The organism is Serratia sp. K-E0102, from assembly GCF_029962625.1.
GTDB lineage: Bacteria > Pseudomonadota > Gammaproteobacteria > Enterobacterales > Enterobacteriaceae > Serratia > Serratia sarumanii.
In genome coordinates, this window is the sequence record NZ_CP124754.1 from 2,207,892 (window position 1) to 2,230,354 (window position 22,463).

The window sequence follows — 22,463 nt, forward strand, 5'->3', positions numbered from 1 at the left end:
GAATCAGCCCTCTAAAAAGAGGGCCTTTTCTATAAATGAGGGAAAATGTTCCGCAATGTATACCAGCATCTTCCAAAGGTGCATAGCGAAATCAAAAGGGATGATAGCCCAAGCAAAATGAACAAGTAATCAATAGGTTGATTAAAAATCATTGTATCTTCAGGTAAGAACATAGCTATTAAGGGAAACATGCAAGCAACTATAAGCGTGAACCCTGTCGATAGCAGCCTTTTGATAATTGCAGGTAGAATCCGATTCCTTTTAAGGGCATTGATCGCTCCTTCTTTGTCACTGTCGGCGCTGCTAAAAATCGAAATGGCAGCAAGCACAAACCCGAATAGGATGCCTGAAATTGTGGATAAAACCCCTGCAATTGTAAGCACATCTGGGTGCTTCATTGGTTTAAAGAGCTTAGTAGCTGTGTAAGTAACAAGCAAAAGGAGAAAAACCTTCCAAAGAAGAGCAAAGATGTCTCTCATAGCGGCCTCCTTCTACGTTGATTAAGGTTTAGTGGCTAGCTCATACTGAGCCAGGTAGGTTGAATTCTCGATTTTAGCAGAAATCATCGCTGTTCTGATATCAGAATCAGATGGGTAACCACTGTTCACGATTATGTTTTTTGTACCAACCAGCACTTGGTCCAACAAGCTTTTTGGGTCGGTGTTCGACGGTTCCGTAACGTCAATTTTTTTTATTTGTAAACCATTTGAGCCTTTGGGAAACTTCTCTATGAGTTCTTTAAGTGCATCTGTTACGGAGGATTTCAAATAGTTGAAACCAGCTTTTTTAGGTCTAATACGGCCACGCATCGTCAACCTTAAATGTGAGCCCCCAAGGCCAACAACCATGTCAACAATGTCTTTTGTAAGATCATGTTCAAAGTTGTAATTGGCTTTATTGAAGTTCCGCGGCGCTGCCACTGTCAAATCGAAACTTCTAAGCACATTTCCATCTTCCAAAAGCTTTTTCATGCTTTCCTGCTTCCAGATCGCCTCGAATGAAATATTCTTCATTCCGGTCTTGTTGTAGAGCAGAAAAGCCAAGTCACCGACCTTGGGCCCAAGATGGTTTAGCGTCATTACCAAGAGATCCGTCTCGTAGTAGTAGATAAAATACGTTCTCTCAACTACTGAGTCTTTCTCATTTAGCGGGATAGTTCTCTCACTACCGGTTTCGCCATCTTCAATGAATGGTAAAAGGCAGTCCCTTCTCCACGAGATATAACCAAAATAGCTTTTCTGGAGCGTGTCTTTTGCGCTTATAACGAGCTTTAATCCGCGGTTTTGGGTCTCCGCAGTATGAGCAACAGGGTATAATAATGTGTCAGGCGTTGTTATTTGTTGAAACGCCAGCCTGGCGATAGATGTGCCGTCTTTTTTGCTACCGTTGCCGGTAAAAAAACCAACCCGGATACGCCTAGTCTTCTTGCTTGTATCAACACTCATCTTCTATCCATTGAAAGATTCGAAATATTTGTTCAAAAATACTATGAAAAGCAGAAAAAATCATTAACGCGGTCCGCAAAATGTGTTGTAGCGTGATAAGAGTGGTTACGCAGTGACGTAGCTTATCAACTTTCAAAACCTCGCAGCTGCGGGGTTTTTGCTATTCAGCAGTGGACAAGGAATCGGCAATGTTGTCCTAAGACTGACACAACCCCAATGATTACCCAGAGTTTTAGTCTCAATGTAAAGTCTAGATATCGCCAAATTGATGGCGATTTCAATTACTTTTCAAGGAGATATGCTCATGCAAGCTGCTGAAATTCACTATCTGGACAACGGTTACACTTTCAACATTCCACCTGCGCCATATCGTCGTCGTATTGCTGTCCCATTGCTTCTGGCTGTGGCTAAAGGCGGTAAGTCGCGCGCAAGCCATAAAGTTTTGTTTAATGGCGTTAATGTGGCTGAAGCTGGAGCAGCAGGCTTTATTTTCCCAGGCGGCCCATCAGTAGGTGATTCTGGTACTACTAGTTGGAATGGGTACATTCAGCCGAATGAGGCTGCATCCATCCAAGCTATTGCTACTACAAATGATGGTGGCCAGACTCCAAAATGCATCACTGTTATGATCGGTGCGGAGTAAGAACCACAAAATTTCAAAGGCTACCTTAGGGTGGCCTTTTTTACATTTCAGCCCCAGCCAACGGACGACACACACGGCACCCCTCATACCGGCAGCGTTTACGGCTGGTGGCTGAACCCTACCCATAACCCGAAACCGGGAAAGAGCCCCGGAAGGGGGAGGTTATGAAAATGCCCTGGAAGAATGAGCCCAACATCCTATCAATGCTGATTGCATTCGGCATGACCCTGCTGGGAGCCATTGCCAGTTACTCGTTCAAGGTGCTGAACGGCGAGGCCTTCAGTTGGCGCACGCTGTTTCTGCAGCTCTTCGTTTCTATCTTCGCCGGGTTAACCATGGTGATGATCGCCCTGCATTACGACTGGCCTTCAGAAGTGATGGGTGGCGTGTGTGGCATGGCTGGCTGGTCTGGGGCGTCACTGATTAAGGCGCTGGAACGTCGATTCCTGAATAAAGCGAGCGATAGCAATGAATATCAGTAAAAGCGGCATTGAGCTGATCAAGCGCTTCGAAGGCCTGCGATTGAAAGCCTATCAGGATTCAGTTGGCGTCTGGACGATTGGTTACGGATGGACGGAGCCGGTTGACGGTAAGAAGATCGGCCCAGGCATGCGGATTGATCAGGCGACTGCCGATCGACTGCTGAAATGCGGCGTTGTGCAGTATGAGCAGGGCGTTAATCAGCTAGTGAAGGTGAAAATCACCCAGGGGCAATTCGACGCGCTGGTGAGCTTTGCATATAACCTCGGTCTGCGGTCGCTGAGCACATCCACGCTTCTGCAAAAACTGAACGCTGGAGACACTCAAGGCGCTGCCGACCAGTTCGGGCGCTGGGTAAATGCTGGCGGTAAACGTCTGGATGGTCTGGTTGCACGCCGTGCAGCAGAACGCGAGATGTTTTTGTCATGAACACCTCATTCAGCTTCCGAACGATGGCGATCGGCCTGTTGCTGGTGGCGCTGATTGTTGCCGGCAGGCTGGCGTTTTACTTCCACAGCAACGCAGTAAAGGCCGGCGAGCAGGTTAAGCAGCAGGAAAAGACGCTGGCGCAGCAGTCAGGACTGATCTCAACCCTGCAAGCACAAGACCGGAAGAACAGAGCCTTGGCAGCAGAGCAACAACAAAGAGAGCAGCTACTACGCCAGCGCGAGGAAACCTACCAGAGGAAATTGCGTGATGCACTTAAAGGCAGTAAATGTGGGAATAGTCCTATGCCTGCAGCTGTTATTGACCTCCTGCAGCAAAACGCTACCACCGGCACTACAACAGGTCGTGCTGTTACCCCCTGAATCTGTATTCACTCCATGCATGCAACCAGCATTGCAGGGTGATACTTGGGGCGACGCGCTCAGCTACACGTTAGCGCTGCAAACGGCGCTTCACATTTGCGCTGGACAAGTGGTCACGCTGAATCAATGGCGTTTATCGTTGGTTGGAAAACGGAAATGAAAAGGCGGCGACCGCCGCCTATATTACTAACCCCTGGCTTCTCTACCTTCTTCGTCCTCAAGGACTCGATAGCGCCAGTATCTATCCGGCTTAACCCAAACAACATTTTCACCGCTATCCACTCGGAAATTGTTTAACAATTTAGTGGATAAGACCTGATTGCCGTCGGCATTCTCTTTAAGGTGAATTTCATTGTCCATTTTAATTAAATGGTCAACTACGTCTTGTTGGTATAAACATCCATCTTGTTGGAGCCTATTCATCATCCAAGAAGTAATGTCATTAAGAGAAAGTTTTGGCGCGTTTGGGTTTACGGCTTTGGGTTGGTTGAAGTTAATGTCTCTTCCTCAAATCTTCCATTTTCAAGTTTTTTACCAGCGAACCACTGGCATTTATAAGCCCCCACAAACTTATCGGAGATATTGAAAATAGCCTCTGAAATAGTCATGCTCGGCCCACCTGTTAATAGGTAAACGATATCACCTTTCTTATAAATAGGTTTTGTAGGTTGATTGTTTTTGGTTGTCATAATTAGTCTCCTTATGATTATAAATATTATACTTCATAGGTAAATGCATGCTTCTGGTATTAAGCTGCGGTGGATTTTCAATGGTAGATGTAAATAAAAAAATATCCAGACTTATTAAATGGGGAAAGCATACCAACCAGAATACCCCGCGCAGGTTTGGTGGCGTATAATCCTCCCCAATAGGAGGATCTCATGTCATACAATCTCGGCAATCTGCCAAAAGAAGAAATGGACAAGGTGAACGTAGACTTTGCGGCATCTGGCGTGGCGTACAAAGAGCGCATGAACATGCCGATCGTACCGGCTCAGGTGGAGGCGGAGCAGCCTGAACACCTACGCGAGCTTTTCCACGAGCGCCTGCAGCATTACCGCAGCCAGAGCCACAAATTCCCAGGGCCAAACGACCCGCGATACCAGCAGATGGCTGAGGCCAACGGCAAGAAATGACTGAACCCGCTCCGGCGGGTTTTTTTATTGGGAGAAAATCATGGCTAAAACGGCACAGGATGAGAGCCATGAGAGGCGCCCATACCCACCGCTAAGGTTTATCGAAGACTATCAGCTAACGCCATACATCGGCCTGGTTCCTGCGAACGAGGTGCAGGAGTGGATACAGCGTCAAATCATCGACGATGCCGGCAGCCTGTTTAACCCAGACCACGGACACCTTGCAGACGCTGATCTGCGTTTCATGTGGGCATCGTCCGCGTTTGAGAAGAAAGGGCGCCATGTGCTCGGCCAAGCTGAAGAGGTAGCGATGCGTGCTGGAGGCTGGCAGAAAGCCAGGATGGAACAGCAGATGCATGAGTGGTTCGGCGATGTGCCGAAATTCATCATCACGCTCGCTGCCGACTACTGCTCACAGTGTTCTGATGCGGAGTTCTGCGCCCTGGTTGAGCATGAGCTTTACCACATCGCACAGGCGACAGACGATTTCGGCGCACCAAAATTCAACAAGGAAGGCCAGCCGGTGCTGAAGCTGCGCGGCCACGACGTTGAAGAGTTTGTTGGCGTGGTTCGCCGGTATGGCGCCAGCGTGGAAGTTCAGGAACTGGTTGATGCGGCCAACAGGCCTGCGGAGGTGGCACAACTAAACATTGCCAGGGCGTGCGGTAACTGCATGTTGAGGCTGGCGTAAATATTGGACTGTATTGGACGGATGGTGATTTATGGCTGCATTAAAACCAGATGTAAAAGCCTTCATCATTCAGTCGCTTGCGTGCTTTGACACCCCTACGTTGGTGGTAGAGTCCGTCCAAAAAGAGTTTGGGCTAAAAATCACGCGTCAGCAGGTTGAATCTCACGACCCGACAAAGGTTAGCGGCAAGTCGCTGGCTAAGAAGTGGGTAGACCTGTTCCATACGACGCGGGAGCGATTCAAGACGGAAATTTCAGATATTCCGATCGCCAACAAGGCCTACCGGCTGCGCGTGCTTGACCGTATGGCGACGCGCACTGAAACCATGAAGAACTACGCATTGGCCGCTCAGATCGTCGAGCAGGCCGCGAAAGAGTGCGGTGATGCGTATACCAACAAGCAAAAGATTGAAACCCAGCACACCATCGCTGATGAGATGGCTGAGCTACTGAAGGAGATATCTTCTGAGGCGTGATTTATGGCTGATCTCAACAAGCAATTCAGCGAGCTGAAGAAGAACCTTAAAAATCGATTCTGGCGCCTGAACAACCTTTACTTCATTACCGACAAATCGGGGAAGAAGGTTAAGTTCAGGATGACCCCTGAGCAGCTCGAATACTTCGAAGGCGTACACACCAGGAACATAATCTTAAAGGCCAGACAGCTCGGCTTTACGACGTTGGTTTGTATTGTCCAGCTCGATGCCGCGTTGTTCGAATCAGCCAAATGCGCGCTGATTGCCCACACCTTAAACGATGCAAAGCGCCTGTTTAGGGAAAAGGTCAAGTATGCCTACGACAACCTGCCGGCGCTGATCAGAAAGGCAAACCCGGCAAAGAACGACGCCGTTGGTGAGTTGGTTTTCAATAATGGCGGCTCACTCTATGTCAGCACGTCATTTCGTGGCGGTACGTTGCGTTACCTGCACGTTTCTGAGTTCGGCAAGATCTGCGCCAAGTACCCGGATAAGGCCCGTGAAATCGTCACTGGTGCCTTTGAGGCAGTATCGACAGATTGCTTCACAACTATCGAGAGCACGGCCGAGGGACGCGCTGGGTATTTCTTCGACTATTGTCAGACGGCCGAGAAAGCGCAGCTACAGGGCAAAACGTTATCAAACCTCGACTGGAAGTTTTTCTTCTTCACGTGGTGGAAGAATCCTCAGTACGCAATCGACCCGGTAGAATGTCTCCCTGAGCGCCTGGTTGGCTACTTCAACGAACTGGAAGCCAAGCATGGCGTCACGTTAAATGAGCGCCAGAAGGCCTGGTATCTCGCTAAAGAGAAGACTCTTGGCGACGACATGAAGCGTGAGTATCCGAGCATACCCGCTGAAGCCTTCCAACAGTCGGTAGAGGGAGCGTATTACGCCAAGCAGTTCCGCTGGCTGTATACCAACAAGCGGATCGGTTCACTTCCCGACAATTCTCATCTCCCGGTTCACACGTTCTGGGATATCGGCGTGGGTGACTCAACAGCTATCTGGTTTGTTCGTGAGGTTGGTGAAGAGTTTCATGTCATCGACTACTACGAGAACTCTGGCGAGGGTTTGAGGCACTACATGAAGGTGCTGAAAGACCGTGGCTATGAGTACGGCGAGCACTGGGGGCCGCACGACATTGAAAACCGTGAGTTTGGCTCTGATGCTAAATCACGGAAGGAACTGGCGCGTGAGGGTTACGAAATCGACGGCCAGGTGTATTCGATGACATTCAAGGTTGTGCCGAAAGTCGGCGTTGATACCGGGATCGAGTCTGTCCGTGAAATCCTCCCCAAATGCGTCTTTGACGATGAGAAGTGTGCTGAGGGGATATCTCACCTTGAGGGATACCGAAAAGAGTGGGATGACAAGCGCGGGTGCTGGAAAGACAAACCTCTTCACGATCACACGTCGCATGGTTCAGATGGTTTCCGCTACTTTGCCGTAGCGAAGAACAACCACAAACAAGTTGGCGCCGTATTCTTCTAAGGAGCTCTCAGTGAGTGAACAAAATAGCGAGGTTGAATTTCTCGTCAATGCCCTCGCTGACGCAGTGGCGATAGGGCGCCAGCGTTCCTTATACGCGGGACAGATGAATGGCAACACGAAGAGAACAAAACTGTGGGACGAGTTCGGCTACCCAGACACCATAAGCTTCGATCTGCTTTATCGCGCCTATCGCCGAAACTCAGCAGCTTATTCTGGCGTGCATAAAACGTTGGATAATTGCTGGAGTGACTTTCCGACGGTTATTGATGGCCCACTGGCTGATAAGTCTACCGCCTCTACAGAATGGGAGAAAACGGTAACCAGGCTGCTGAAAAAACATTGGTCAAAAATCAAGGATGCCGATCGGCGCAACCTGGTGGGCCGCTACTCTGCAATCATTCTGCAACTCAAAGACAGCAGGCCATGGTCAGAGCCTGTAGATACAGCGCTGGTGGAAAGACTTGGCGAAGATGCGCTGGTGAAGATGATCCCCGTTTGGGAATCGCAGATTAAGCCTGGCAACTATGACATTGACACACTGTCCCCAACTTATGGGCAGCCGGTGAACTACATCTTCAACGAGCAGCCTGTGGGGGATGACGGCACTTACGGCAATGTGAGAAGCGTTACGGTTCACCCCAGCAGGGTGATCATCCTCGCCGAAGGTTCAGAAGATGACAACATGTTGTCTGGCATCCCTCTTAACGAGGCTGGTTATAACGATTTGCTGGACATCGAAAAGACCAAGGGAGGAAGCGCCGAAGGATTCCTTAAGAACGCGAGCCGCCAGCTTGGCATTCATTTCGACGATAAAACCGACATGAAAACCATCGCGCAGCAGGCGAAGGATGCCGGCTATAAAGACCTTGGCGAGGCAATGAATGAAAAGATCAGGAAACTCAACCAGGGTACGGATTCTGCGCTGGTAACTCAGTCTGGGACATCATCCGTCCTTTCAGTTGCCGCCGCTGACCCTACACCGTCATGGACAGTCTCGGCCAATAGCTATGCCTCAACTATCGGCTGCCCGTTCAATATCCTATTTGGCAAGCAAACCGGGAATCTTGCTTCTACCGAAGACAGGAAGGAATGGGCTAAAAAAGGGAATGGGCGCCGTGGCGGTTGGTTGTCATGGCTGCTAACTGAAGTCATTCAAAGATGGTGTGACGTCGGCGTAGTATCGCAACCAAAGAAAGGCGAGATCACCGTCGATTGGTCTGATTTGCTGGCGCCAGGTGATAGCGAGAAGCTCGAGAACATGAGCATGATGGCAGACGTTGCCTACAAAACTCAGCAAGCGTTCGGTACGTCTGCTGTCGACCCTAACGAGGTACGCGCCGCCGGCGAACTGGAGCCCATCAAGGAACCTGGCCAGCCAGACCCGACAAAGAAACCTGTCGGTAAGGATCCGCTAAATGATGACAACGCCGAGGCCTAAAGTCGGGACACCGATAATACCGCGCAATAAAGCAGACCCCACCCAATCCTATCGGCAAGTAAACAAAATGTTCCGTGATATTGAGAACCGATATCTGAGCATCAAAACAACGCTTCGGCAACTGTTCGACCAGCGATTAACTGGCCGGGCGTTGGTGGGTAACTCTCAGCGATCGCATGTTCTTTCAGGTGACACCCTATATCAGGTTAACGCCGGTACGTTTGTCTACGACATGAACGCTCAGCAGTTGGCAGCGCTTCTTGAGGTAATACAAACGATCCTTGATGACTACCTGTTAGAGGGTAACGGTCAGGATATTTGGGCGTTGCAGTACATCTCAGATGAGTATCGGCGCGGCACGCTCAATGCCTATACGAATCTGTCTGCTCAGTCTGAGGTATACGCTTCACAGACCACGCTAAGTGCGCTTCTGTCCACGCTTGCTTATCAAAACCAAGTGGCCGCTGCATTCGTGTCGACGTACAGCGATTGGAAGGGGATCAGCGATGCAGCGCGCGTTGACCTTGCCAATATCATCGCCGATGCGGTTGGCCGAGGTGTAAACCCGCGTGAAACCATGAGGGTGATAAGTAAGCGCCTTGATGTCTCAATGTCCAAGGCAAAGACGATTGCTCAGAGCGAGCAGGTTGGCGCGCTGAGAGAGGCTCAGTGGAACGAAACCACATGGGTGCAGGATAGGTTGGGTCTGCGTACCAAGTTGCTGCATTTATCCGCCCTGAAGCCGACTACGCGCGCCTGGCACGCATCGCGCCACGGAAAGCTTTACACGGTCGAAGAAGTGCGTGAGTGGTACTCGAAAGACGGCAACAGGTATAACTGCTACTGCAGCCAGATCCCAGCCATCGTTGACGAGAAAGACAATGTAGTAAACATCGGGTTGGCGAAGCGTCTAGCTGAAGAAAGGGAAGCATGGGTAGAGGGTTTAAAGGCTGCATAATGGGTGCATAAACCGCACCCGAGCATTTATTTATCTTCTGTGACCATAATTATACGTACAGACATTGTCACGGTTCCCTTACCACCCGCATAAGTCCGTGCTGAGTCACGAATAGCAGCAGATATGACATCGGGATCATCCTTGCTCAGAGGCGTAGAACTGGTCATGGTGAAATCCCAATACCTGCCATTGCTTTCATACTGAACTTTATAAACAGCCATATTAACTCCTTTTATTAATCACTATTCAGTGAATTAGCGACGTTACTTCCCACTAATTAGTTAGTCAAGAAACCATAACGAGGACACAGCATGAAGCGCAATCGCGTTAACGTGCTGACCGTCGTCAACTCCGCTTCAAATATCACTACCGAAACCATCGACGGGAAACCACATATCGTGGTTCGCGGCATTACGCCCGTTGTTGACGATATCGTGATGAACCGGAAGTTGTACCCGGCAGCAGAAATTGCCAAGGCCTATAACACCCTTGAGCGGAAACCGATGCCGCTGGGGCATCCAAAAATAGACGGAAAGCATGTATCGGCGGGTGATGTCCGCGCGGTTAACAACTATCACGTTGGCGCCTGGCTCCAAGATGTCCAGCACGTCGACGGAAAGGTCAATGGTGATATGTATGTCGACCGCCGTTATGCCGAAGGCAGCGAAAAGGGTAAGCGGCTGGTAAATCGACTGGATGAAATGATCGCTGGGACAAACGTAGAGCCCATTCACATCTCCACCGGACTTCTTTACTCAGGCATTGCGGCCAACGGCGAATCAAAGGGCAAGAAGTACAACGAAATCGCCACCAACATGGTGTTTGACCATGTTGCCGTTTTACTGGATGAACCTGGTGCAGGAACGCCAAGCGAAGGTGTGGGCATCTTCGTTAACGCCGACGGCGACGATCAAGAGGTCGAAATCGCAAACCTGTCAGAGGGTATCGATTGCACTCGCGAGGGACTGCTGAACAAGACCAAGTTTTTCTTCACCAACGCCTCCAACTTCTCGTTTGACGATATCCGCGAAGCGATCAGCAACAAGCTCCGTGAAGGTCGCTCAGATGATTACTGGCCGTGGCCCGAATCTATCTGGCCCGACACCTTCATCTACCGCGATAAGACCAAATTTTTCCGACAGAAATACCTCATCGATGAGGACGGTAAGGCCGTGTTCGTCGGCGAACCTGTAGAAGTCGTGCGCAAACCCACTGAGTACGAGATTAAAACCAACGGAGAGAAAGATCCGATGAAAGAACTGATTATCAATGCGCTGCAAGCCGCTGGTAAGCCGACTGAAGGCAAGTCCGATGCCGAACTGATGGACGCTTACAACCAATTGGCCGCAGAGAAGGCGACAGCCAAAAAAGAAGGCGGGGAAGAAATCGACCCTGCAACCGGCAAGCCTAAGAAGAAAGAGCAGGCAAGCAACAGCGACGAGGCGCCGGCATGGTTTAAACCATTCGCCGACGATCTCGCAGCTGTTAAGTCTGGCCTTATTGCCAACTCAGACAAAGAGAAAGGCGAGATGCGCGCAGCAGTTAAAGCCAAATTCGGCATGAGCGACGTTGCCGTAAACGCGCTGGATGGTGATCCGTTGAAGGAACTGTTTGCCCAGTGCTCAACCTCTATCGGCCTGAACGGCATGCTGCGTCAGGTTAACTCATCTCAAACTTTCAGCGAAATGCCGGAGTAAAAAATGGCTAAAGACGGGAAACATGTAATTCACGCAGGCGGTATCTTCGCCAATCCACAACTGCATCGTGAAGGTGCCGCGGCCGCCGACACACCCCCTGGCACGATCGGCTTCTTCGATAACACCACGAAGAAATTTACTGCATCGGTAGACGGCAATGAAGCCGCGATCCTTTACGTAGCCAACTATGACTACCTGCGCTGCAAAACCGTAGATGATGTCATTAAGGCTGATGATTGGGTTGTTGCATTCCATCCAACCCCTGGCGTTTTCTTCAACGTTCCAGCTGCTGCTGGCACCTACACCAAAGGCCAGCCTCTTTCTATCGTCAATGGTCGAGTTAAGGCCGCAGCAGAAGGCGAGTCAGTTCGCGCATACGTAGAAGAAGATCGCGCATACACCACGGTTGCAGGCGAACTCCTGCGCGTTGTCATCAAGTAAGGAGCACCGCATGTTTTATTTCTCTACCAAAAAGGCTACTGAAACTCGCAACCTTGAGGCAAATATGTCTCAGTTTAACGAGTTGATGCTTGCCCGTAACTCCAGCGCTCAGGCCGTGGCTGATTTCATTGCGCGTACTCGCGTGCGTGGTGATGCTGCAAATGCTCCAGCGTTGGATGCGGTTAACGCCGTCGATGACATTAAGCGCCTCTATCGCGCATACGATCAGACGGTGCTGGCAGAGTTTGAGCCGAATACTGAATTTACTCTGCTGAACGATCTGATGCCGCTTTCTCGCTCTGTTCGTCTGGAAGAATCAGTTTACGAATATGCCCGCAAGGGTGGCCGTGGCTGGGCGCACACTTCCATGTCTGGGCAGATCGGTGCGGCGCTGGATGCGAAGTCTTACACCTTTGATGGCACCATGGTGCCTATCCACGACAGCGGCTTTAAATTCAACTGGCGTGACCCGGTCTTCAACAAAGGCTCTGCACTTTCCTCCCTGGCTGATGCTCAGGCTGGCTCTGTCGATGACGTTCGCCGGCAGTATGTGGACTACATCTGGGAAGGTTTCCGCGACGCGGCCGGCAACTTCATCAAGTTCGACGACAAGACCTGGAAGGGGTTGCGTCATGATGAGCGTGTGGCGCAGGTTACGCTGACAGTTAACTTCGCGACCAGCACCGACCCTAAAGCGATGCGCGCTGCTGCTATCGCTCTGCGTGACGTGCTGAAGTTGCAAAACTATCAATACGGCCAACAGACCTGGTACGTATCCAGCGAAATCATGTCGAACTGGGAGCAATATTTTGACGTTAACACGCTGCGCACCGTTCTGGAAGAGCTGAAGAAGTTGGCCGGCATCTCCGACATCAAAGAAGACGCTGAGCTTACCGGTAACGAAATCGTGATTATCCCTCTCGCCGCTGGCGTCATTGCCCCGATCGTAGGTCAGGCGTTCGGCACCGTTGCCGATCCTCGTCAGTTCTACAACAGCGATTACGTATGGCGTACTTGGGGCGCCGCCGGCTTGATGGTCAAGCAAGACATCAACGGCCACTTCTCTGTCATTCACGCATCCAGCTAAGGAAAAATCATGGCACTCGTAAAAGTTTTGGTAGCAAACCTCTTTGCCGGTGCCAACTTCCAAAAACTGGAAGTTGGTAAAGTCTACGAAGTAGAAGACTCGGTTGCAGGGAAGTGGATTGCCGATGGTAAGGCGGAGCAATCAGCAGAAAAGAAAGGCGAGAAGCTGGCATTAGAAGTGGCCACGTCGACCGCTCCAGCCAGTGCCGGCGCGTCAGAGCTTCAGACAAAGTTGGACGAGGCACTGGAGCAACTGAAGCAGTCCCAGGCAGCTGCAGCGGCGAAGGATAAGGAAAATGCTGACTCACTGGAGCAACTGAAGCAGTCCCAAGCTGCAGAACTGGCAGCAGAGAAGCAGCGCGCTGATACAGCAGAAGCTGCTCTGGCAGCAGCGACCAAGAAGGACAAGTAATCATGGCAGCGCAGATAACAGCGGCGCAGGTTAAACAGCAGTTGTCTGCGCTGGGTTACTCCATTCCTGACTTCATGATCGATGCCTACCTGTGCAAGCTGGACGGCATCCGTCAGTGCCTGGAGGCGTCTGGCTACGACGATTGCGATCTGATGCTGATACAGGTCTACGCCGTCACCCTTATGGCGATAACGGCCTTCAGCCAGCGTATCAAGTCACAGTCAGCGCCTTCAGGGGCGTCGCGGTCGTTTGATTACAGCGGCGACATCAAAACCATGAGGAACACGCTGGCAGCTTTGGATACAGCCGGTTGTACATCCAGCCTGCCGATCGACGTCGGCACTAGCGTGGGTTTCTTCGACGTTGTGGGAGGTTGCTGATGCAGGAAGAGAGAAAAAGCGATGAGGATAAACCTGATTGCGAAAAATGCCCCAACTGCCCCGGCTGTCCTGACCAATATGAGGATTATCTCTCATGAGCGCTGCGGCTAACTGGAGCTATACAGCGGTCGCTACTGTCTGGAAAAAGCTGGGCATGGACGATTACGGTAAATCTTCCTTCGCTGAGCCTATCCAGATCATGTGCGATTACGGTGGTGATGCGACTGCACGGCTTGGCGATATCGGGCTTGAATTTGTCGTAAAAAACACGCACTGGACTGAGTATGCGGATGCACGCCAGGGGGACTATATCCTGATCGGTGCTTCATATGAACCAGACCCGAAAAAGGTTGATGGTGCTGATGAGGTTCGCCATATCATCCGGTACGCCGATACATTCGACCGCATCGCCGATGACTACGCGATTATCACGGGGGGTTGATATGGGCGTGAAGGTTAAAGGTGTCCGGGAGGCGCAGGCCAATCTTGATAGGTTAATCGGGGATATCAAGGGAAGGAGGGTTGTCAGGGCTATGCAGTCGGCGCTGCTTATAGGTGGTTCCCAGGCTGCTTTATACACCCCTATCGACACATCGACGCTGCTCAATAGCCAGTACCGCGATATTTCGGTGAATGGCTCCCGGATCACGGGACGCGTTGGCTACTCGGCAAATTACGCTGTCTACGTTCACGATCCGAATATCCCCCAGAAATTCCGGCGCGCCACTGCTCAAAAAGAGTTCCTTACCAAAGGGTTTGAGGATACCAAGGCGCAGATTGACAGGGCGATCAAGAAGGTGATGCAGCTATGACGCCAGCCATGCATCGCCGCGTTCGCGATTACTTTGTTGATGCCGGGCTGACCTCCGGCTTCACTACGCAGATGTTGCGCTGGAGGGACACCGGAAAGGGCGAAGATAAATTCATTGTCTTTCGTCCAAACGGTGGTAGCCCAGTTCGCAACGATCTAGCCAGCGAATATCTGGTGCTGGTCGACGTCATCGGCGCTGAAGGAGAGGATGAAGAGGTGGACAACGCTGTCCAAGCCATCATCAGCCACATCCAGAACAACCCCATGCCAAATGACTGCATCGGCCATATTGAGAACGTCGGCGGTATCCCATCCCCAGTTTCCACAACTGAAGGGCGATTAGTCTATCGCCTGCAATTCGCTTGCCTGTACGGCGAGTAATCAATAATCAAAGAGGTAAGCAATATGCAAGGTTGCTCAACTGACAACAGCAAGTTGTTCGGTCGTGGCATTGTGCTTGAGGTGGCTTTAGGCTGCCCTGATACAGTGCCTGCAGAAAGCGAATGGCAGTCGCTGATCGCCGGTACTTCCAAAGGCTTCGACTTTAGCCCGAATACCGTAACTTCGGATGCGGATGACACCAAGGGTTATGTTGAAAACCTGGTCACTAACTCAGACTTTACCCTGAGCTTTGAAGGCGAAGTGCGTAAGCGCGATAAGCTGGATCAGTTCGGCGTGGCGAAGTTCGTTAAGTATTACAACGACGAAATTCAGGCTGGTCGCCAGCCCACTTTGTGGGTGCGTGAAGAGTATGGCCCGATCACCTTCATCGGGTACATGGTTATCACCGCGCTGAGTTCTGACGGCGGCACTAACGACATCGTTACGCTGTCGACCGAGTTCAAGGTGGCTGACTCCGATACCATCCAGGTTATCGACACTCCGGTTGATGTTGCTGTGACAGGCGTAACCATTTCCCCAACCAGTGGCACGGTCGCCGCCGGCGCGACAACCACTTTTAACGTGACCATTGCGCCTGCTAACGCGACAGATAAGACATTCACTCTGGTTTCGTCTGTACCGGCGCGGGCAACTGCAACGGCTAACGGTTTGGTTGTCACCGTATCAGCACCTTCTGGTGCCACAGCAGGCACAGCAAACATCACTGTAAAAACCAACGATGGCTCATTTACTGCCGTATTCGCGACCACCGTCACCGCGTAACTATCACAAAGGGCGTTTACGCGCCCTTGATGATAATTATTCGAGGCAACCATGACTCCATTAACTGAAATTGGCGAGATGCTCATATCAGACGCCAGCCGCGACTACTTCTTCAGGCCATCATTCGGAAACATGTCGCGTATAGGCTCTCCAGCGGAGATTGTAGAGCGCTTTGCTGAACTCCATACCAGTGAGGCGCCAAGATTGCTTTCTGCTGCTGTGGCAGCGTATGGCGAGATTCCAGGGTGGTTGCTTGCCTATATCAACTCACCATCGTTTAGCAGCTCTGCTATCTTTGCCGGCATGATCGTAATGCAGGCCTGCTGTGATGACGATATCAGCACGCTGGTGGGTGAGCTACGGCCAAGTAAACGAGGGCGAAGGGCGTTCGTGTTCCGTCGTGGCAGTTTGCCGGCGAGCGACATTATCATCCTCGGACAGTCGCTGATCACTCACGGCATCATCGGAAAAGCCAAGGTTCGCCGTCTCCAGCGGCATGAGACAAACAGTTTTGTCAGTGAGTTCAGCGGATTCGAGTACATCAGTGCTGCCCGTAACCATTTCAGCATGCCGCGCGCCGAGGCCGAGCAACTGACCATGACGGAATTTCAGCTACTGATTAACGCTAAATACCCAGATCAGAAAGGGTTCACCGCTGAAGAGTACGATGTTGTCGCGGATGAGTACATGAAGAAGAAGGCACGACGCCTGGCTAAGGCCGTGTAGAAGCGCTGGCAGGCGATGATTGAGAAGAAAAGATAGTCCTTTGCTTCTGGTGATCAAAAGATCAGTAACATAGCCGAATGGCTACATGGTAAATTTACAATAAAGTGATAAAGAGTAACTACCATGAACAATGAAGCTGACCACCATAGGCAAAATCGGCTTTTACTTGAGAGTAGACTTGAAAAAGTTAGCCCAAAACATCTTTCTGAGTTTCTTTACAAGCGTGGCGTGCCTGTTTTTCAGTGTCTTCTTTGTGGTAGCGAAGACATAGGAATTCCAGAAGTTGGACTTACAACTGTCGGGCCTGATGGGGGTGAGTCCATAACATACGTTAGCTATGTTAAGCTTGATGCTCCTGGTCCACCGTTTTCGATAATGGACTATCAGTATCGTGTGATTTGCAGAAACTGCGGCTTTACACACCATATAGCTGTATGGCCAGTTTTAAAATGGGTTGAAGAGGGATGTGGGAATGGCCAATGATGCGAAGGATTACGGAGTAACATCGTTGGCTGATTATCCTAAATATACCTGGCATGGAGGTGGTGGTGATGGAGGTGATGGTATGATAGAAGCCAGAGTTGCCAAGCTTGAGGCTGACGTTGAGCATATCAAATCGGACGTGTCCGAACTCAAGCTGACCATGCTGAAGGTGGAAGGGACAGTGGGATCCATTGATAAAAGTCTTGCCGTTTTGGTTGAGAAGTTCTCAGGGCTCAAGGAGTCGGTTGATAAAAACCGTCTTCCGATTTGATGGATAAGAAGATTTCAGATGCAAAACTATCCATTCTTCTGGGGGTTCCGGCCATTATTGCCATTGGCACGGCAGCATATAAGGTTGCTGCACACTATTTATTCGCTAGCTAACAAAATATATGTGTGATTACTAACCCACCCAAGAGGTGGGTTTTTAATTTAAATGGCTCAATTAAACTTAAAACTTAATAGTTAGGTGTTTACCACCAATTCGAGCTAGATCTTGGTAGATTGATGGGTGCCCCCCTTTGACTGTCAGATGGCCATTTGCAGCAACTACCTGACGAAGTAGGTCAACAAGAATTGAAGGATGAATAGAATGCTCAGAAAGGTCGATGTGGATTCCGGTTTTTGCGATACCGGTCAATAATGAAGGATGCACTATGATCTCCTTTTTATGTGGCTTCATTAATAAACATCTGGTAAGAGGGATACATGGTACTTCATAAAGCCACAATTTCAATGTGATTTTAGTATACATGACACATTAAAGATGCACTTCCCACGAAAAGCCCGCCGCATTAGGACTTTTGCTTTATGCAGCTGCTATAGTGCTCAATCATCCTTAACAATGGTGATTGCTATGAAATGGATATCTGTGAAAGATTCCCTCCCTGAATCAACCCTCCAGTTTTACAAGGTGATCGTTGCGACCAAGGAGGGGGTTGGTTTCGCCGCCTATGACCGCATGAGCGGATTTGGTAATGTGACCTTAAACGGCAATGTGCAACACTCTTACTTAGAGGTGACGCACTGGATGCCTCTACCTGATGCTCCTACTGAGTAAATATAAGCCCGCTTAGCCGCGGGTTTTTGCTTTCTAGGGCTTACTTTACCTCACAAGTGAGATTCGTTATCATTTGCATGGTTGATTGTTACTATAAGGATGTAGAGATGCGTAAGTTACTGCTGGTTGCCCTGGGTGTGGTAGCTCTATCAGGATGCGCAGGCCAGAACGATGATTATCAATTGAATAGCAAACAATCGTCTACTCAGAAAGACAGCAAAGAGTGGAAAGAGTTTGTCGCTCCTCTGTCTACCAAAACTCAATCGCCACAAGACAGACTGATGAAGCGTGCCGAGAGAAACTACTGACTGATAAAAGCCCACCTGAGTGGGCTTTTTGCTTCCTGCTCCCTCGTTTTCGTTGCCACCGCCGACGCCTCTGCTACCATGTAACGACTTGTTACTTGTCTATGGGAAAAGGACTAAATGAAGAAGATTGCAGTTGTTGGGGCCATACTGGCGTCACTTGCTATGTCTGGTTGTTCATCACAGCAACCGCCTAGCCAGGCTCAAATATCCTCTGCTAGTTACGGTGAACTTCCGAAAGATTATCAAGAGAAAATTAAAAATCATTTTAACTCCACATTAAAAGATCCCTATTCGGCTCAATATAAGTTCATGCCAACCTTCAAGGGGTACTCTCAGGATGGCCAATGGTCACCATCTGGTGGGAAGGTAACTTTTGGGTGGGTATCACCCGTTCTGGTTAATGCCAAGAATAGCTATGGTGGCTATACCGGAGATCAGAAGTATGTGTTTATCTTCTCTGGTGGCGAGATGTATGACGTTACGGCCATGAGCCAATTTGGTATGGTTCATCCAGTCAAGTAAAGTAATAATTTAACGATAAAACCCCGCTCTGGCGGGGTTTTTTTATGCCCGGAGAATGGTTATGGCGAGCGAAGAACAAGTTGGCAATATCGTTTATGAAGTAGAAATGAATGTTGCCAATCTGCTCGAGGCGCAACGCAAAGTTAACGAACGGCTGGACACAATGGATGAGCGTTTTAAACGTTCAGCAAAATCATCCGACACGCTATCTACCTCCGTAACACGCCTGGCTGGTGCTGTTTCGGCGGCAATCTCAGTGCAACAAGTTGCTAAGTATGCTGACGCTTGGACGACAGTAAACAACAAGCTCGCAAACTCGGTTAAGGCAAATGAAGACCTTGCGACAGTCACGCAACGAGTTTTTTCCATTGCTCAAGATACGAGGGCGGCTCTTGATGCCACAGCGTCTTTGTATCAGCGTCTTGAAAGGGCAACACGAAGCTATGGAACTAGTGTTGATGATGTTGCGAGATTAACAACGATCATTAACCAAGGTTTTGTCGTTTCAGGTGCTACAGCTCAGGAAGCAAGTAACGCTGTTATTCAGCTGTCTCAGGGCTTAGCTTCTGGCGCGCTTCGTGGTGAGGAGTTCAATTCTGTAACTGAACAAGGTGGTCGGCTGGCTACGGCGCTGGCTGATTCCTTGGGGGTTAATATCGGCCAGCTTAGAGCAATGGCTGCTGAAGGCAAGCTGACAACGGATGTAGTTGTTAAGGGCCTTCTCTCTCAAGGAGATGCGATAGGGAAAGAGTTTGCGAATACTACGACTACTATTGGACAGGCGCTTGAGATTGCCAATAACAATATAATTCAATTCATTGGCAGTTCAACGACAGTTAAGTCTACTGTTTCACTATTTAACAGCTCAATTATTACGCTAAGCGAAAATCTTGATGTCGTTGCGAAAGTAATCGGTTCAGTGGCCGCTATCGTCGGCACTCGTTACGCAGCAGCTCTTACACTCGCTGTAGCAGGACAGGTTAAGCTTGCCGCAACTGCTTTTGCTGCCTCAACATCTCTATCTGCTTTTGGTGCTGCTGCTGCTCTGGCTAGAGGGGCGCTTGCGTTAATCGGCGGCCCCGCAGGGGCTGCTGTGCTCGCTGCTTCTGCAATCTTTTATTTTTACCAACGAGCAAAAGAAGCGCGGCAGGCGGCCATTGAGTTAGCCGACGGCGTGAATGCTCTGTTAGGTAAGATGAAGGACATGTCTGCCACCGAGATCGCAGCCAGTATCGCAAAACTACGTGGTGCGATACCTGAATTAACTGGTGCAGTCAAAGATGCAAGCGACGAGTATGATAAAGCGTCGAAGCGCGTTGCAAACCTTCAGCGAGAAGTTGATAACTGGGGAACTGGCACTACACGTGGGCGCCAGGCTGCCGAGGCATTAACCGGAGCTATTGATAACCAAAACATAGCTTTTGCAGAGCTTGACAGAGCCCAAAGAAATCTCAGCCAAACACAAAGTGCTGTAGGAATTGCTTCTGCGCAGTTGAATGGCACTTTTGAGCAAGGGATTGGATTGCTTTCCAAACATGGCGAGCAAGCTGGGTTTGCTGCCGGAATGATGAATCAACTCGGTAAGCAATTGAATTTTGCAGCCGGTGCTCAGGAAAAATTCAATGCATCTAACCTGAAAATAACCAGACCCAAGAACGTCCAAGACTACCTTGACGGCCTTCAAGATCAGGTTGAACTTCAGGCGGAATTAAACGATAAGAAGCGAGCTCAGCTTAAAGCGGAGCAACAAATAAGACGGCTGGGAGGAACAGAGGCTGATGTTGTTTTGGCAAGAGAGCGCGCTGCTGCTGAATATGACTCTCTTCAGGCGCAGCAGGAGCAAAAGAAGGCAACCAAGGAAGGGATAGCGGAGAGCAAGAAGTCAGCCAATCAGGCGGAAAGCGCTGCACAGAAAGTCGCCAACCTCAAACAGCAGTCTAAGCTGGCTGCAGGTTCTACTCAAGAGCTAACCCGTGAGCAAGCCATACTGCAGGCGCAACTTTCTCTTGGTAAAGGAGCGACGAAAGAACAGATTAAGCTTGCGGGGCAATATCGAGCTGAAATCTGGGATACTGCAGCGGCACTTAAAGCTCAGAACGCTGTTCCAGAACTGAAGGAAAACGCAAACTACGCCTCTCAGAAGGCTCAACTGCAAATGTTGAAAGAGGCGAAGGATGCTCAGGGTAACCTACTTATCAGTCAAAAGCAGTTCAGCCAACTTTCCGAGCAGCTTGAACGTGAACACCAGGTAAACCTTGCCAGAATCCGAGCGGAACAGGCTACGTCCAATCCGATAGCTGATGCGCGCGGACAGGTTGACCCTATTCAGCAGTTGGCTAATGAGAACAGTCAGAAACTGGCTTTGATGAAAGAATATCAGGCTCAGGAGCTGGCGATTATCAAACAATCTTATGATGCCAATAAGATCACTTACGAGCAGTTCATTGCTGCAAAACGCGCCACGGATGATCAGTACCTGGCTTTACGTACTGCCCAGGAGAAACAATACCAGGAGCAGCAAACGGCGGCGCAATGGCAGCTGTTGAGCCAGCAAAGCCTTGGTTACAACATGCTGACGAGCGCTATCGATGCCTTCTCGGGCAATGCCTCAAACGCTATTACAGGGCTGCTTACCGGCACCATGTCGGCACAAGAGGCGATGCGGTCGCTTGGCAACACCATCCTGAATAGTGTGATAAACAGCATCGTTCAGGTGGGCATGGAGGCATTGAAAAATTACATCCTCGGCCAGACGCTTGGCGCCGCATCCGTGGCGTCATCTGTGGGTATGGCTGCAACAACGGCTTCTGCCTGGGCGCCGGCGGCCGCAATGGCATCACTGGCAACTCTTGGCGCTAACGCGGCTCCAGCGGCTGCAGGGATAACCTCAACCGTTGGATTGGCTGGTGGGCTGGCTTTGGCTGGAGCGCGTTATAACGGCGGCCCTGTGAGCGCTGGCGCGATGTACCAGGTAGGTGAGCGAGGCAAGCCAGAGATTTACCAGGCGAGCACTGGTAAGCAGTACATGATCCCCGGTGACAACGGCAGGGTGATTAGCAACAAGCATATGACCGGCGGCGGAAGTGCGGCGCCAACTATCATTATCGAAAACTACTCATCCGGCGCTGGTGTAATGGATACCCAGGCCAGCAAAGGTGCTGATGGTAGCGATGTGGTGCGCATTGTGCTGGCTGATCTACAGCAGGGAGGGCAAATCAGCCAGGGTATATCCCAGTATCACCAGGCGCCTCGCCGAGCGACGGAGTGATTAGCAAGCTATGAGACAGTTTCTTTATTGGCTGATAATATAATCTCTCCCTACATCTATGAAAGGTTTTTTAAATGGCAAATTCAGAAAACACCCCTATTCCTCAAGAGGTAATAGCTTCAAAATATAAAGACTCCTATATTGATGATTATGCCTCGTGGGCAAATAGAGGAATCAATATGGGATTAACAATCTCTGTTAGTGGTATCGTTTATACAGGGGTTTTGATAGGTGTTAACGAGTGGTGCGACAAAATGATATCTCAAATAGAAGCATCAAATAACACTGATGAAGCAAAGGAGGCTATCACGTCATACTATACTCAGATGAAAGAGAGTTTCTACTCTGATATTGATGAGGTGAACTCAAATATTAACTTTGTTCACATGAAGAATGTTAGGATCGTAACAGGTGACTCTATAAGTAAAGTGTCTTCTATTTGGCGATTTAAAATCGATGAGATTGATGGCTTTAGTGTTGGAGTATGGCAAGAAAGCTAAGTTAATTTTATTAAGAAACCCGCTTCGGCGGGTTTT

Annotated in this window: 32 protein-coding genes; 26 read left to right on the forward strand and 6 right to left on the reverse strand. The window is 49.9% G+C overall.

Going from position 1 to position 22,463, the window contains the following annotated elements:
- Window positions 1-29: 29 nt before the first annotated feature.
- Window positions 30-479, reverse strand: coding sequence for a hypothetical protein (locus SSARUM2_RS10665; protein WP_060452904.1), 450 nt, complete (start codon window positions 477-479; stop codon window positions 30-32).
- A 21-nt stretch (window positions 480-500) separates the two neighbouring features.
- Window positions 501-1,445: a hypothetical protein gene (locus SSARUM2_RS10670; protein WP_060452905.1), complete on the reverse strand. Its 945-nt coding sequence runs from the start codon at window positions 1,443-1,445 to the stop codon at window positions 501-503.
- A 304-nt stretch (window positions 1,446-1,749) separates the two neighbouring features.
- On the opposite strand from SSARUM2_RS10670, the gene SSARUM2_RS10675 reads away from it, so the two are divergent.
- From SSARUM2_RS10675 to SSARUM2_RS10690, 4 genes are all read left to right on the forward strand, one after another.
- A complete protein-coding gene (locus SSARUM2_RS10675; RefSeq protein ID WP_154632689.1) occupies window positions 1,750-2,088 on the forward strand; it encodes a hypothetical protein in 339 nt (112 codons plus the stop codon).
- 164 nt (window positions 2,089-2,252) lie between these two features.
- Entirely contained in the window at window positions 2,253-2,570 is a 318-nt protein-coding gene (locus tag SSARUM2_RS10680; RefSeq protein WP_049193441.1) for a phage holin family protein, read from the forward strand.
- Window positions 2,557-2,997, forward strand: a complete 441-nt coding sequence (locus SSARUM2_RS10685; RefSeq protein ID WP_060452906.1) for a lysozyme — start codon at window positions 2,557-2,559, stop codon at window positions 2,995-2,997. Before SSARUM2_RS10680 ends, SSARUM2_RS10685 begins: the two co-directional genes overlap by 14 nt.
- On the forward strand, window positions 2,994-3,377 hold the full coding sequence (locus tag SSARUM2_RS10690) for a DUF2570 family protein (protein WP_060452907.1): 384 nt from the start codon (window positions 2,994-2,996) through the stop codon (window positions 3,375-3,377). Before SSARUM2_RS10685 ends, SSARUM2_RS10690 begins: the two co-directional genes overlap by 4 nt.
- A 186-nt stretch (window positions 3,378-3,563) precedes the next feature.
- On the opposite strand, the gene SSARUM2_RS10695 is transcribed toward SSARUM2_RS10690, so the two are convergent.
- Together SSARUM2_RS10695 and SSARUM2_RS10700 are read right to left on the reverse strand one after the other, a co-directional pair.
- Entirely contained in the window at window positions 3,564-3,800 is a 237-nt protein-coding gene (locus SSARUM2_RS10695) for an ATP-dependent RNA helicase HrpA (RefSeq protein ID WP_072270150.1), read from the reverse strand.
- A gap of 47 nt (window positions 3,801-3,847) precedes the next feature.
- The gene (locus SSARUM2_RS10700) at window positions 3,848-4,066 is read right to left on the reverse strand and encodes a DUF2158 domain-containing protein (protein ID WP_072270142.1); all 219 of its coding nucleotides are present in this window, start codon (window positions 4,064-4,066) and stop codon (window positions 3,848-3,850) included.
- Between the two features lie 192 nt (window positions 4,067-4,258).
- Between SSARUM2_RS10700 and SSARUM2_RS10705 the strand changes: the two genes are divergently transcribed.
- From SSARUM2_RS10705 to SSARUM2_RS10730, 6 genes are read left to right on the forward strand one after another with little or no spacing between them, the layout of a single operon-like run.
- The gene (locus SSARUM2_RS10705) at window positions 4,259-4,513 is read left to right on the forward strand and encodes a DNA polymerase III subunit theta (RefSeq protein WP_060452908.1); all 255 of its coding nucleotides are present in this window, start codon (window positions 4,259-4,261) and stop codon (window positions 4,511-4,513) included.
- A 40-nt stretch (window positions 4,514-4,553) separates the two neighbouring features.
- Window positions 4,554-5,204, forward strand: coding sequence for a putative metallopeptidase (locus SSARUM2_RS10710; protein WP_060452909.1), 651 nt, complete (start codon window positions 4,554-4,556; stop codon window positions 5,202-5,204).
- Window positions 5,205-5,235: 31 nt separating this feature from the next.
- A complete protein-coding gene (locus SSARUM2_RS10715; protein WP_043147348.1) occupies window positions 5,236-5,679 on the forward strand; it encodes a DUF2280 domain-containing protein in 444 nt (147 codons plus the stop codon).
- Window positions 5,680-5,682: 3 nt separating this feature from the next.
- Window positions 5,683-7,173, forward strand: a complete 1,491-nt coding sequence (locus tag SSARUM2_RS10720) for a hypothetical protein (RefSeq protein WP_060452910.1) — start codon at window positions 5,683-5,685, stop codon at window positions 7,171-7,173.
- A gap of 10 nt (window positions 7,174-7,183) precedes the next feature.
- Window positions 7,184-8,611, forward strand: a complete 1,428-nt coding sequence (locus tag SSARUM2_RS10725) for a phage portal protein (protein ID WP_060452911.1) — start codon at window positions 7,184-7,186, stop codon at window positions 8,609-8,611.
- Window positions 8,589-9,569 (forward strand): phage minor head protein, encoded by a 981-nt coding sequence (locus SSARUM2_RS10730; RefSeq protein ID WP_072270143.1) that lies wholly within the window; start codon window positions 8,589-8,591, stop codon window positions 9,567-9,569. The genes SSARUM2_RS10725 and SSARUM2_RS10730 overlap by 23 nt, the downstream gene beginning before the upstream one ends.
- A gap of 26 nt (window positions 9,570-9,595) precedes the next feature.
- On the opposite strand, the gene SSARUM2_RS10735 is transcribed toward SSARUM2_RS10730, so the two are convergent.
- A complete protein-coding gene (locus SSARUM2_RS10735) occupies window positions 9,596-9,790 on the reverse strand; it encodes a hypothetical protein (protein ID WP_154635241.1) in 195 nt (64 codons plus the stop codon).
- Window positions 9,791-9,880: 90 nt separating this feature from the next.
- Between SSARUM2_RS10735 and SSARUM2_RS10740 the strand changes: the two genes are divergently transcribed.
- From SSARUM2_RS10740 to SSARUM2_RS10790, 11 genes are all read left to right on the forward strand, one after another.
- Window positions 9,881-11,266, forward strand: a complete 1,386-nt coding sequence (locus SSARUM2_RS10740; RefSeq protein WP_060452913.1) for a hypothetical protein — start codon at window positions 9,881-9,883, stop codon at window positions 11,264-11,266.
- A 3-nt stretch (window positions 11,267-11,269) separates the two neighbouring features.
- Window positions 11,270-11,707, forward strand: a complete 438-nt coding sequence (locus SSARUM2_RS10745; protein ID WP_060452914.1) for a hypothetical protein — start codon at window positions 11,270-11,272, stop codon at window positions 11,705-11,707.
- A 10-nt stretch (window positions 11,708-11,717) separates the two neighbouring features.
- Entirely contained in the window at window positions 11,718-12,794 is a 1,077-nt protein-coding gene (locus SSARUM2_RS10750; RefSeq protein WP_060452915.1) for a major capsid protein, read from the forward strand.
- 9 nt (window positions 12,795-12,803) lie between these two features.
- Window positions 12,804-13,205 carry a hypothetical protein gene (locus tag SSARUM2_RS10755; protein ID WP_060452916.1) on the forward strand — a complete coding sequence of 134 codons (402 nt, stop codon included), beginning with the start codon at window positions 12,804-12,806 and terminating at the stop codon, window positions 13,203-13,205.
- Window positions 13,206-13,207: 2 nt separating this feature from the next.
- Complete coding sequence (locus SSARUM2_RS10760; protein WP_060452917.1) at window positions 13,208-13,585, forward strand: hypothetical protein; 378 nt, start codon at window positions 13,208-13,210, stop codon at window positions 13,583-13,585.
- A 94-nt stretch (window positions 13,586-13,679) separates the two neighbouring features.
- Window positions 13,680-14,027 carry a hypothetical protein gene (locus SSARUM2_RS10765; RefSeq protein WP_060452918.1) on the forward strand — a complete coding sequence of 116 codons (348 nt, stop codon included), beginning with the start codon at window positions 13,680-13,682 and terminating at the stop codon, window positions 14,025-14,027.
- Between the two features lies 1 nt (window position 14,028).
- Window positions 14,029-14,397, forward strand: coding sequence for a hypothetical protein (locus tag SSARUM2_RS10770; RefSeq protein ID WP_060452919.1), 369 nt, complete (start codon window positions 14,029-14,031; stop codon window positions 14,395-14,397).
- Complete coding sequence (locus SSARUM2_RS10775; protein WP_043147359.1) at window positions 14,394-14,777, forward strand: hypothetical protein; 384 nt, start codon at window positions 14,394-14,396, stop codon at window positions 14,775-14,777. Before SSARUM2_RS10770 ends, SSARUM2_RS10775 begins: the two co-directional genes overlap by 4 nt.
- 24 nt (window positions 14,778-14,801) lie before the next feature.
- A complete protein-coding gene (locus tag SSARUM2_RS10780; protein ID WP_060452920.1) occupies window positions 14,802-15,560 on the forward strand; it encodes an Ig-like domain-containing protein in 759 nt (252 codons plus the stop codon).
- A 51-nt stretch (window positions 15,561-15,611) separates the two neighbouring features.
- A complete protein-coding gene (locus SSARUM2_RS10785) occupies window positions 15,612-16,286 on the forward strand; it encodes a DUF6246 family protein (RefSeq protein ID WP_060452921.1) in 675 nt (224 codons plus the stop codon).
- 472 nt (window positions 16,287-16,758) lie between these two features.
- Entirely contained in the window at window positions 16,759-17,040 is a 282-nt protein-coding gene (locus SSARUM2_RS10790) for a hypothetical protein (protein WP_230202254.1), read from the forward strand.
- Window positions 17,041-17,220: 180 nt separating this feature from the next.
- Here the strand turns inward: SSARUM2_RS10790 and SSARUM2_RS10795 are convergent, their stop codons facing one another.
- Window positions 17,221-17,424: a hypothetical protein gene (locus SSARUM2_RS10795; RefSeq protein WP_154635243.1), complete on the reverse strand. Its 204-nt coding sequence runs from the start codon at window positions 17,422-17,424 to the stop codon at window positions 17,221-17,223.
- A 201-nt stretch (window positions 17,425-17,625) separates the two neighbouring features.
- Here SSARUM2_RS10795 and SSARUM2_RS10800 point away from each other — a divergent pair, with 201 nt between their 5' ends.
- From SSARUM2_RS10800 to SSARUM2_RS10820, 5 genes are all read left to right on the forward strand, one after another.
- Window positions 17,626-17,829 (forward strand): DUF551 domain-containing protein, encoded by a 204-nt coding sequence (locus tag SSARUM2_RS10800; RefSeq protein WP_195904109.1) that lies wholly within the window; start codon window positions 17,626-17,628, stop codon window positions 17,827-17,829.
- Between the two features lie 107 nt (window positions 17,830-17,936).
- A complete protein-coding gene (locus SSARUM2_RS10805; protein WP_154635244.1) occupies window positions 17,937-18,137 on the forward strand; it encodes a lipoprotein in 201 nt (66 codons plus the stop codon).
- Between the two features lie 117 nt (window positions 18,138-18,254).
- The gene (locus tag SSARUM2_RS10810) at window positions 18,255-18,659 is read left to right on the forward strand and encodes a hypothetical protein (protein ID WP_072269798.1); all 405 of its coding nucleotides are present in this window, start codon (window positions 18,255-18,257) and stop codon (window positions 18,657-18,659) included.
- Window positions 18,660-18,720: 61 nt separating this feature from the next.
- Window positions 18,721-21,927 carry a tape measure protein gene (locus tag SSARUM2_RS10815; protein ID WP_220668733.1) on the forward strand — a complete coding sequence of 1,069 codons (3,207 nt, stop codon included), beginning with the start codon at window positions 18,721-18,723 and terminating at the stop codon, window positions 21,925-21,927.
- Between the two features lie 74 nt (window positions 21,928-22,001).
- Window positions 22,002-22,427, forward strand: coding sequence for a hypothetical protein (locus SSARUM2_RS10820; protein WP_154635245.1), 426 nt, complete (start codon window positions 22,002-22,004; stop codon window positions 22,425-22,427).
- Window positions 22,428-22,463: the final 36 nt, after the last annotated feature.

Excerpts from the sequence above, each read along its gene's own strand:
- SSARUM2_RS10665 (WP_060452904.1), bottom strand. The coding sequence starts at position 479 with ATGAGAGACATCTTTGCTCTTCTTTGGAAGGTTTTTCTCCTTTTGCTT.
- SSARUM2_RS10670 (WP_060452905.1), bottom strand. The coding sequence starts at position 1,445 with ATGAGTGTTGATACAAGCAAGAAGACTAGGCGTATCCGGGTTGGTTTT.
- SSARUM2_RS10675 (WP_154632689.1), top strand. The coding sequence starts at position 1,750 with ATGCAAGCTGCTGAAATTCACTATCTGGACAACGGTTACACTTTCAAC.
- SSARUM2_RS10680 (WP_049193441.1), top strand. The coding sequence starts at position 2,253 with ATGAAAATGCCCTGGAAGAATGAGCCCAACATCCTATCAATGCTGATT.
- SSARUM2_RS10685 (WP_060452906.1), top strand. The coding sequence starts at position 2,557 with ATGAATATCAGTAAAAGCGGCATTGAGCTGATCAAGCGCTTCGAAGGC.
- SSARUM2_RS10690 (WP_060452907.1), top strand. The coding sequence starts at position 2,994 with ATGAACACCTCATTCAGCTTCCGAACGATGGCGATCGGCCTGTTGCTG.
- SSARUM2_RS10695 (WP_072270150.1), bottom strand. The coding sequence starts at position 3,800 with ATGAATAGGCTCCAACAAGATGGATGTTTATACCAACAAGACGTAGTT.
- SSARUM2_RS10700 (WP_072270142.1), bottom strand. The coding sequence starts at position 4,066 with ATGACAACCAAAAACAATCAACCTACAAAACCTATTTATAAGAAAGGT.
- SSARUM2_RS10705 (WP_060452908.1), top strand. The coding sequence starts at position 4,259 with ATGTCATACAATCTCGGCAATCTGCCAAAAGAAGAAATGGACAAGGTG.
- SSARUM2_RS10710 (WP_060452909.1), top strand. The coding sequence starts at position 4,554 with ATGGCTAAAACGGCACAGGATGAGAGCCATGAGAGGCGCCCATACCCA.
- SSARUM2_RS10715 (WP_043147348.1), top strand. The coding sequence starts at position 5,236 with ATGGCTGCATTAAAACCAGATGTAAAAGCCTTCATCATTCAGTCGCTT.
- SSARUM2_RS10720 (WP_060452910.1), top strand. The coding sequence starts at position 5,683 with ATGGCTGATCTCAACAAGCAATTCAGCGAGCTGAAGAAGAACCTTAAA.
- SSARUM2_RS10730 (WP_072270143.1), top strand. The coding sequence starts at position 8,589 with ATGATGACAACGCCGAGGCCTAAAGTCGGGACACCGATAATACCGCGC.
- SSARUM2_RS10735 (WP_154635241.1), bottom strand. The coding sequence starts at position 9,790 with ATGGCTGTTTATAAAGTTCAGTATGAAAGCAATGGCAGGTATTGGGAT.
- SSARUM2_RS10740 (WP_060452913.1), top strand. The coding sequence starts at position 9,881 with ATGAAGCGCAATCGCGTTAACGTGCTGACCGTCGTCAACTCCGCTTCA.
- SSARUM2_RS10745 (WP_060452914.1), top strand. The coding sequence starts at position 11,270 with ATGGCTAAAGACGGGAAACATGTAATTCACGCAGGCGGTATCTTCGCC.
- SSARUM2_RS10750 (WP_060452915.1), top strand. The coding sequence starts at position 11,718 with ATGTTTTATTTCTCTACCAAAAAGGCTACTGAAACTCGCAACCTTGAG.
- SSARUM2_RS10755 (WP_060452916.1), top strand. The coding sequence starts at position 12,804 with ATGGCACTCGTAAAAGTTTTGGTAGCAAACCTCTTTGCCGGTGCCAAC.
- SSARUM2_RS10760 (WP_060452917.1), top strand. The coding sequence starts at position 13,208 with ATGGCAGCGCAGATAACAGCGGCGCAGGTTAAACAGCAGTTGTCTGCG.
- SSARUM2_RS10765 (WP_060452918.1), top strand. The coding sequence starts at position 13,680 with ATGAGCGCTGCGGCTAACTGGAGCTATACAGCGGTCGCTACTGTCTGG.
- SSARUM2_RS10770 (WP_060452919.1), top strand. The coding sequence starts at position 14,029 with ATGGGCGTGAAGGTTAAAGGTGTCCGGGAGGCGCAGGCCAATCTTGAT.
- SSARUM2_RS10775 (WP_043147359.1), top strand. The coding sequence starts at position 14,394 with ATGACGCCAGCCATGCATCGCCGCGTTCGCGATTACTTTGTTGATGCC.
- SSARUM2_RS10780 (WP_060452920.1), top strand. The coding sequence starts at position 14,802 with ATGCAAGGTTGCTCAACTGACAACAGCAAGTTGTTCGGTCGTGGCATT.
- SSARUM2_RS10785 (WP_060452921.1), top strand. The coding sequence starts at position 15,612 with ATGACTCCATTAACTGAAATTGGCGAGATGCTCATATCAGACGCCAGC.
- SSARUM2_RS10790 (WP_230202254.1), top strand. The coding sequence starts at position 16,759 with ATGGCCAATGATGCGAAGGATTACGGAGTAACATCGTTGGCTGATTAT.
- SSARUM2_RS10800 (WP_195904109.1), top strand. The coding sequence starts at position 17,626 with ATGAAATGGATATCTGTGAAAGATTCCCTCCCTGAATCAACCCTCCAG.
- SSARUM2_RS10805 (WP_154635244.1), top strand. The coding sequence starts at position 17,937 with ATGCGTAAGTTACTGCTGGTTGCCCTGGGTGTGGTAGCTCTATCAGGA.
- SSARUM2_RS10810 (WP_072269798.1), top strand. The coding sequence starts at position 18,255 with ATGAAGAAGATTGCAGTTGTTGGGGCCATACTGGCGTCACTTGCTATG.
- SSARUM2_RS10815 (WP_220668733.1), top strand. The coding sequence starts at position 18,721 with ATGGCGAGCGAAGAACAAGTTGGCAATATCGTTTATGAAGTAGAAATG.
- SSARUM2_RS10820 (WP_154635245.1), top strand. The coding sequence starts at position 22,002 with ATGGCAAATTCAGAAAACACCCCTATTCCTCAAGAGGTAATAGCTTCA.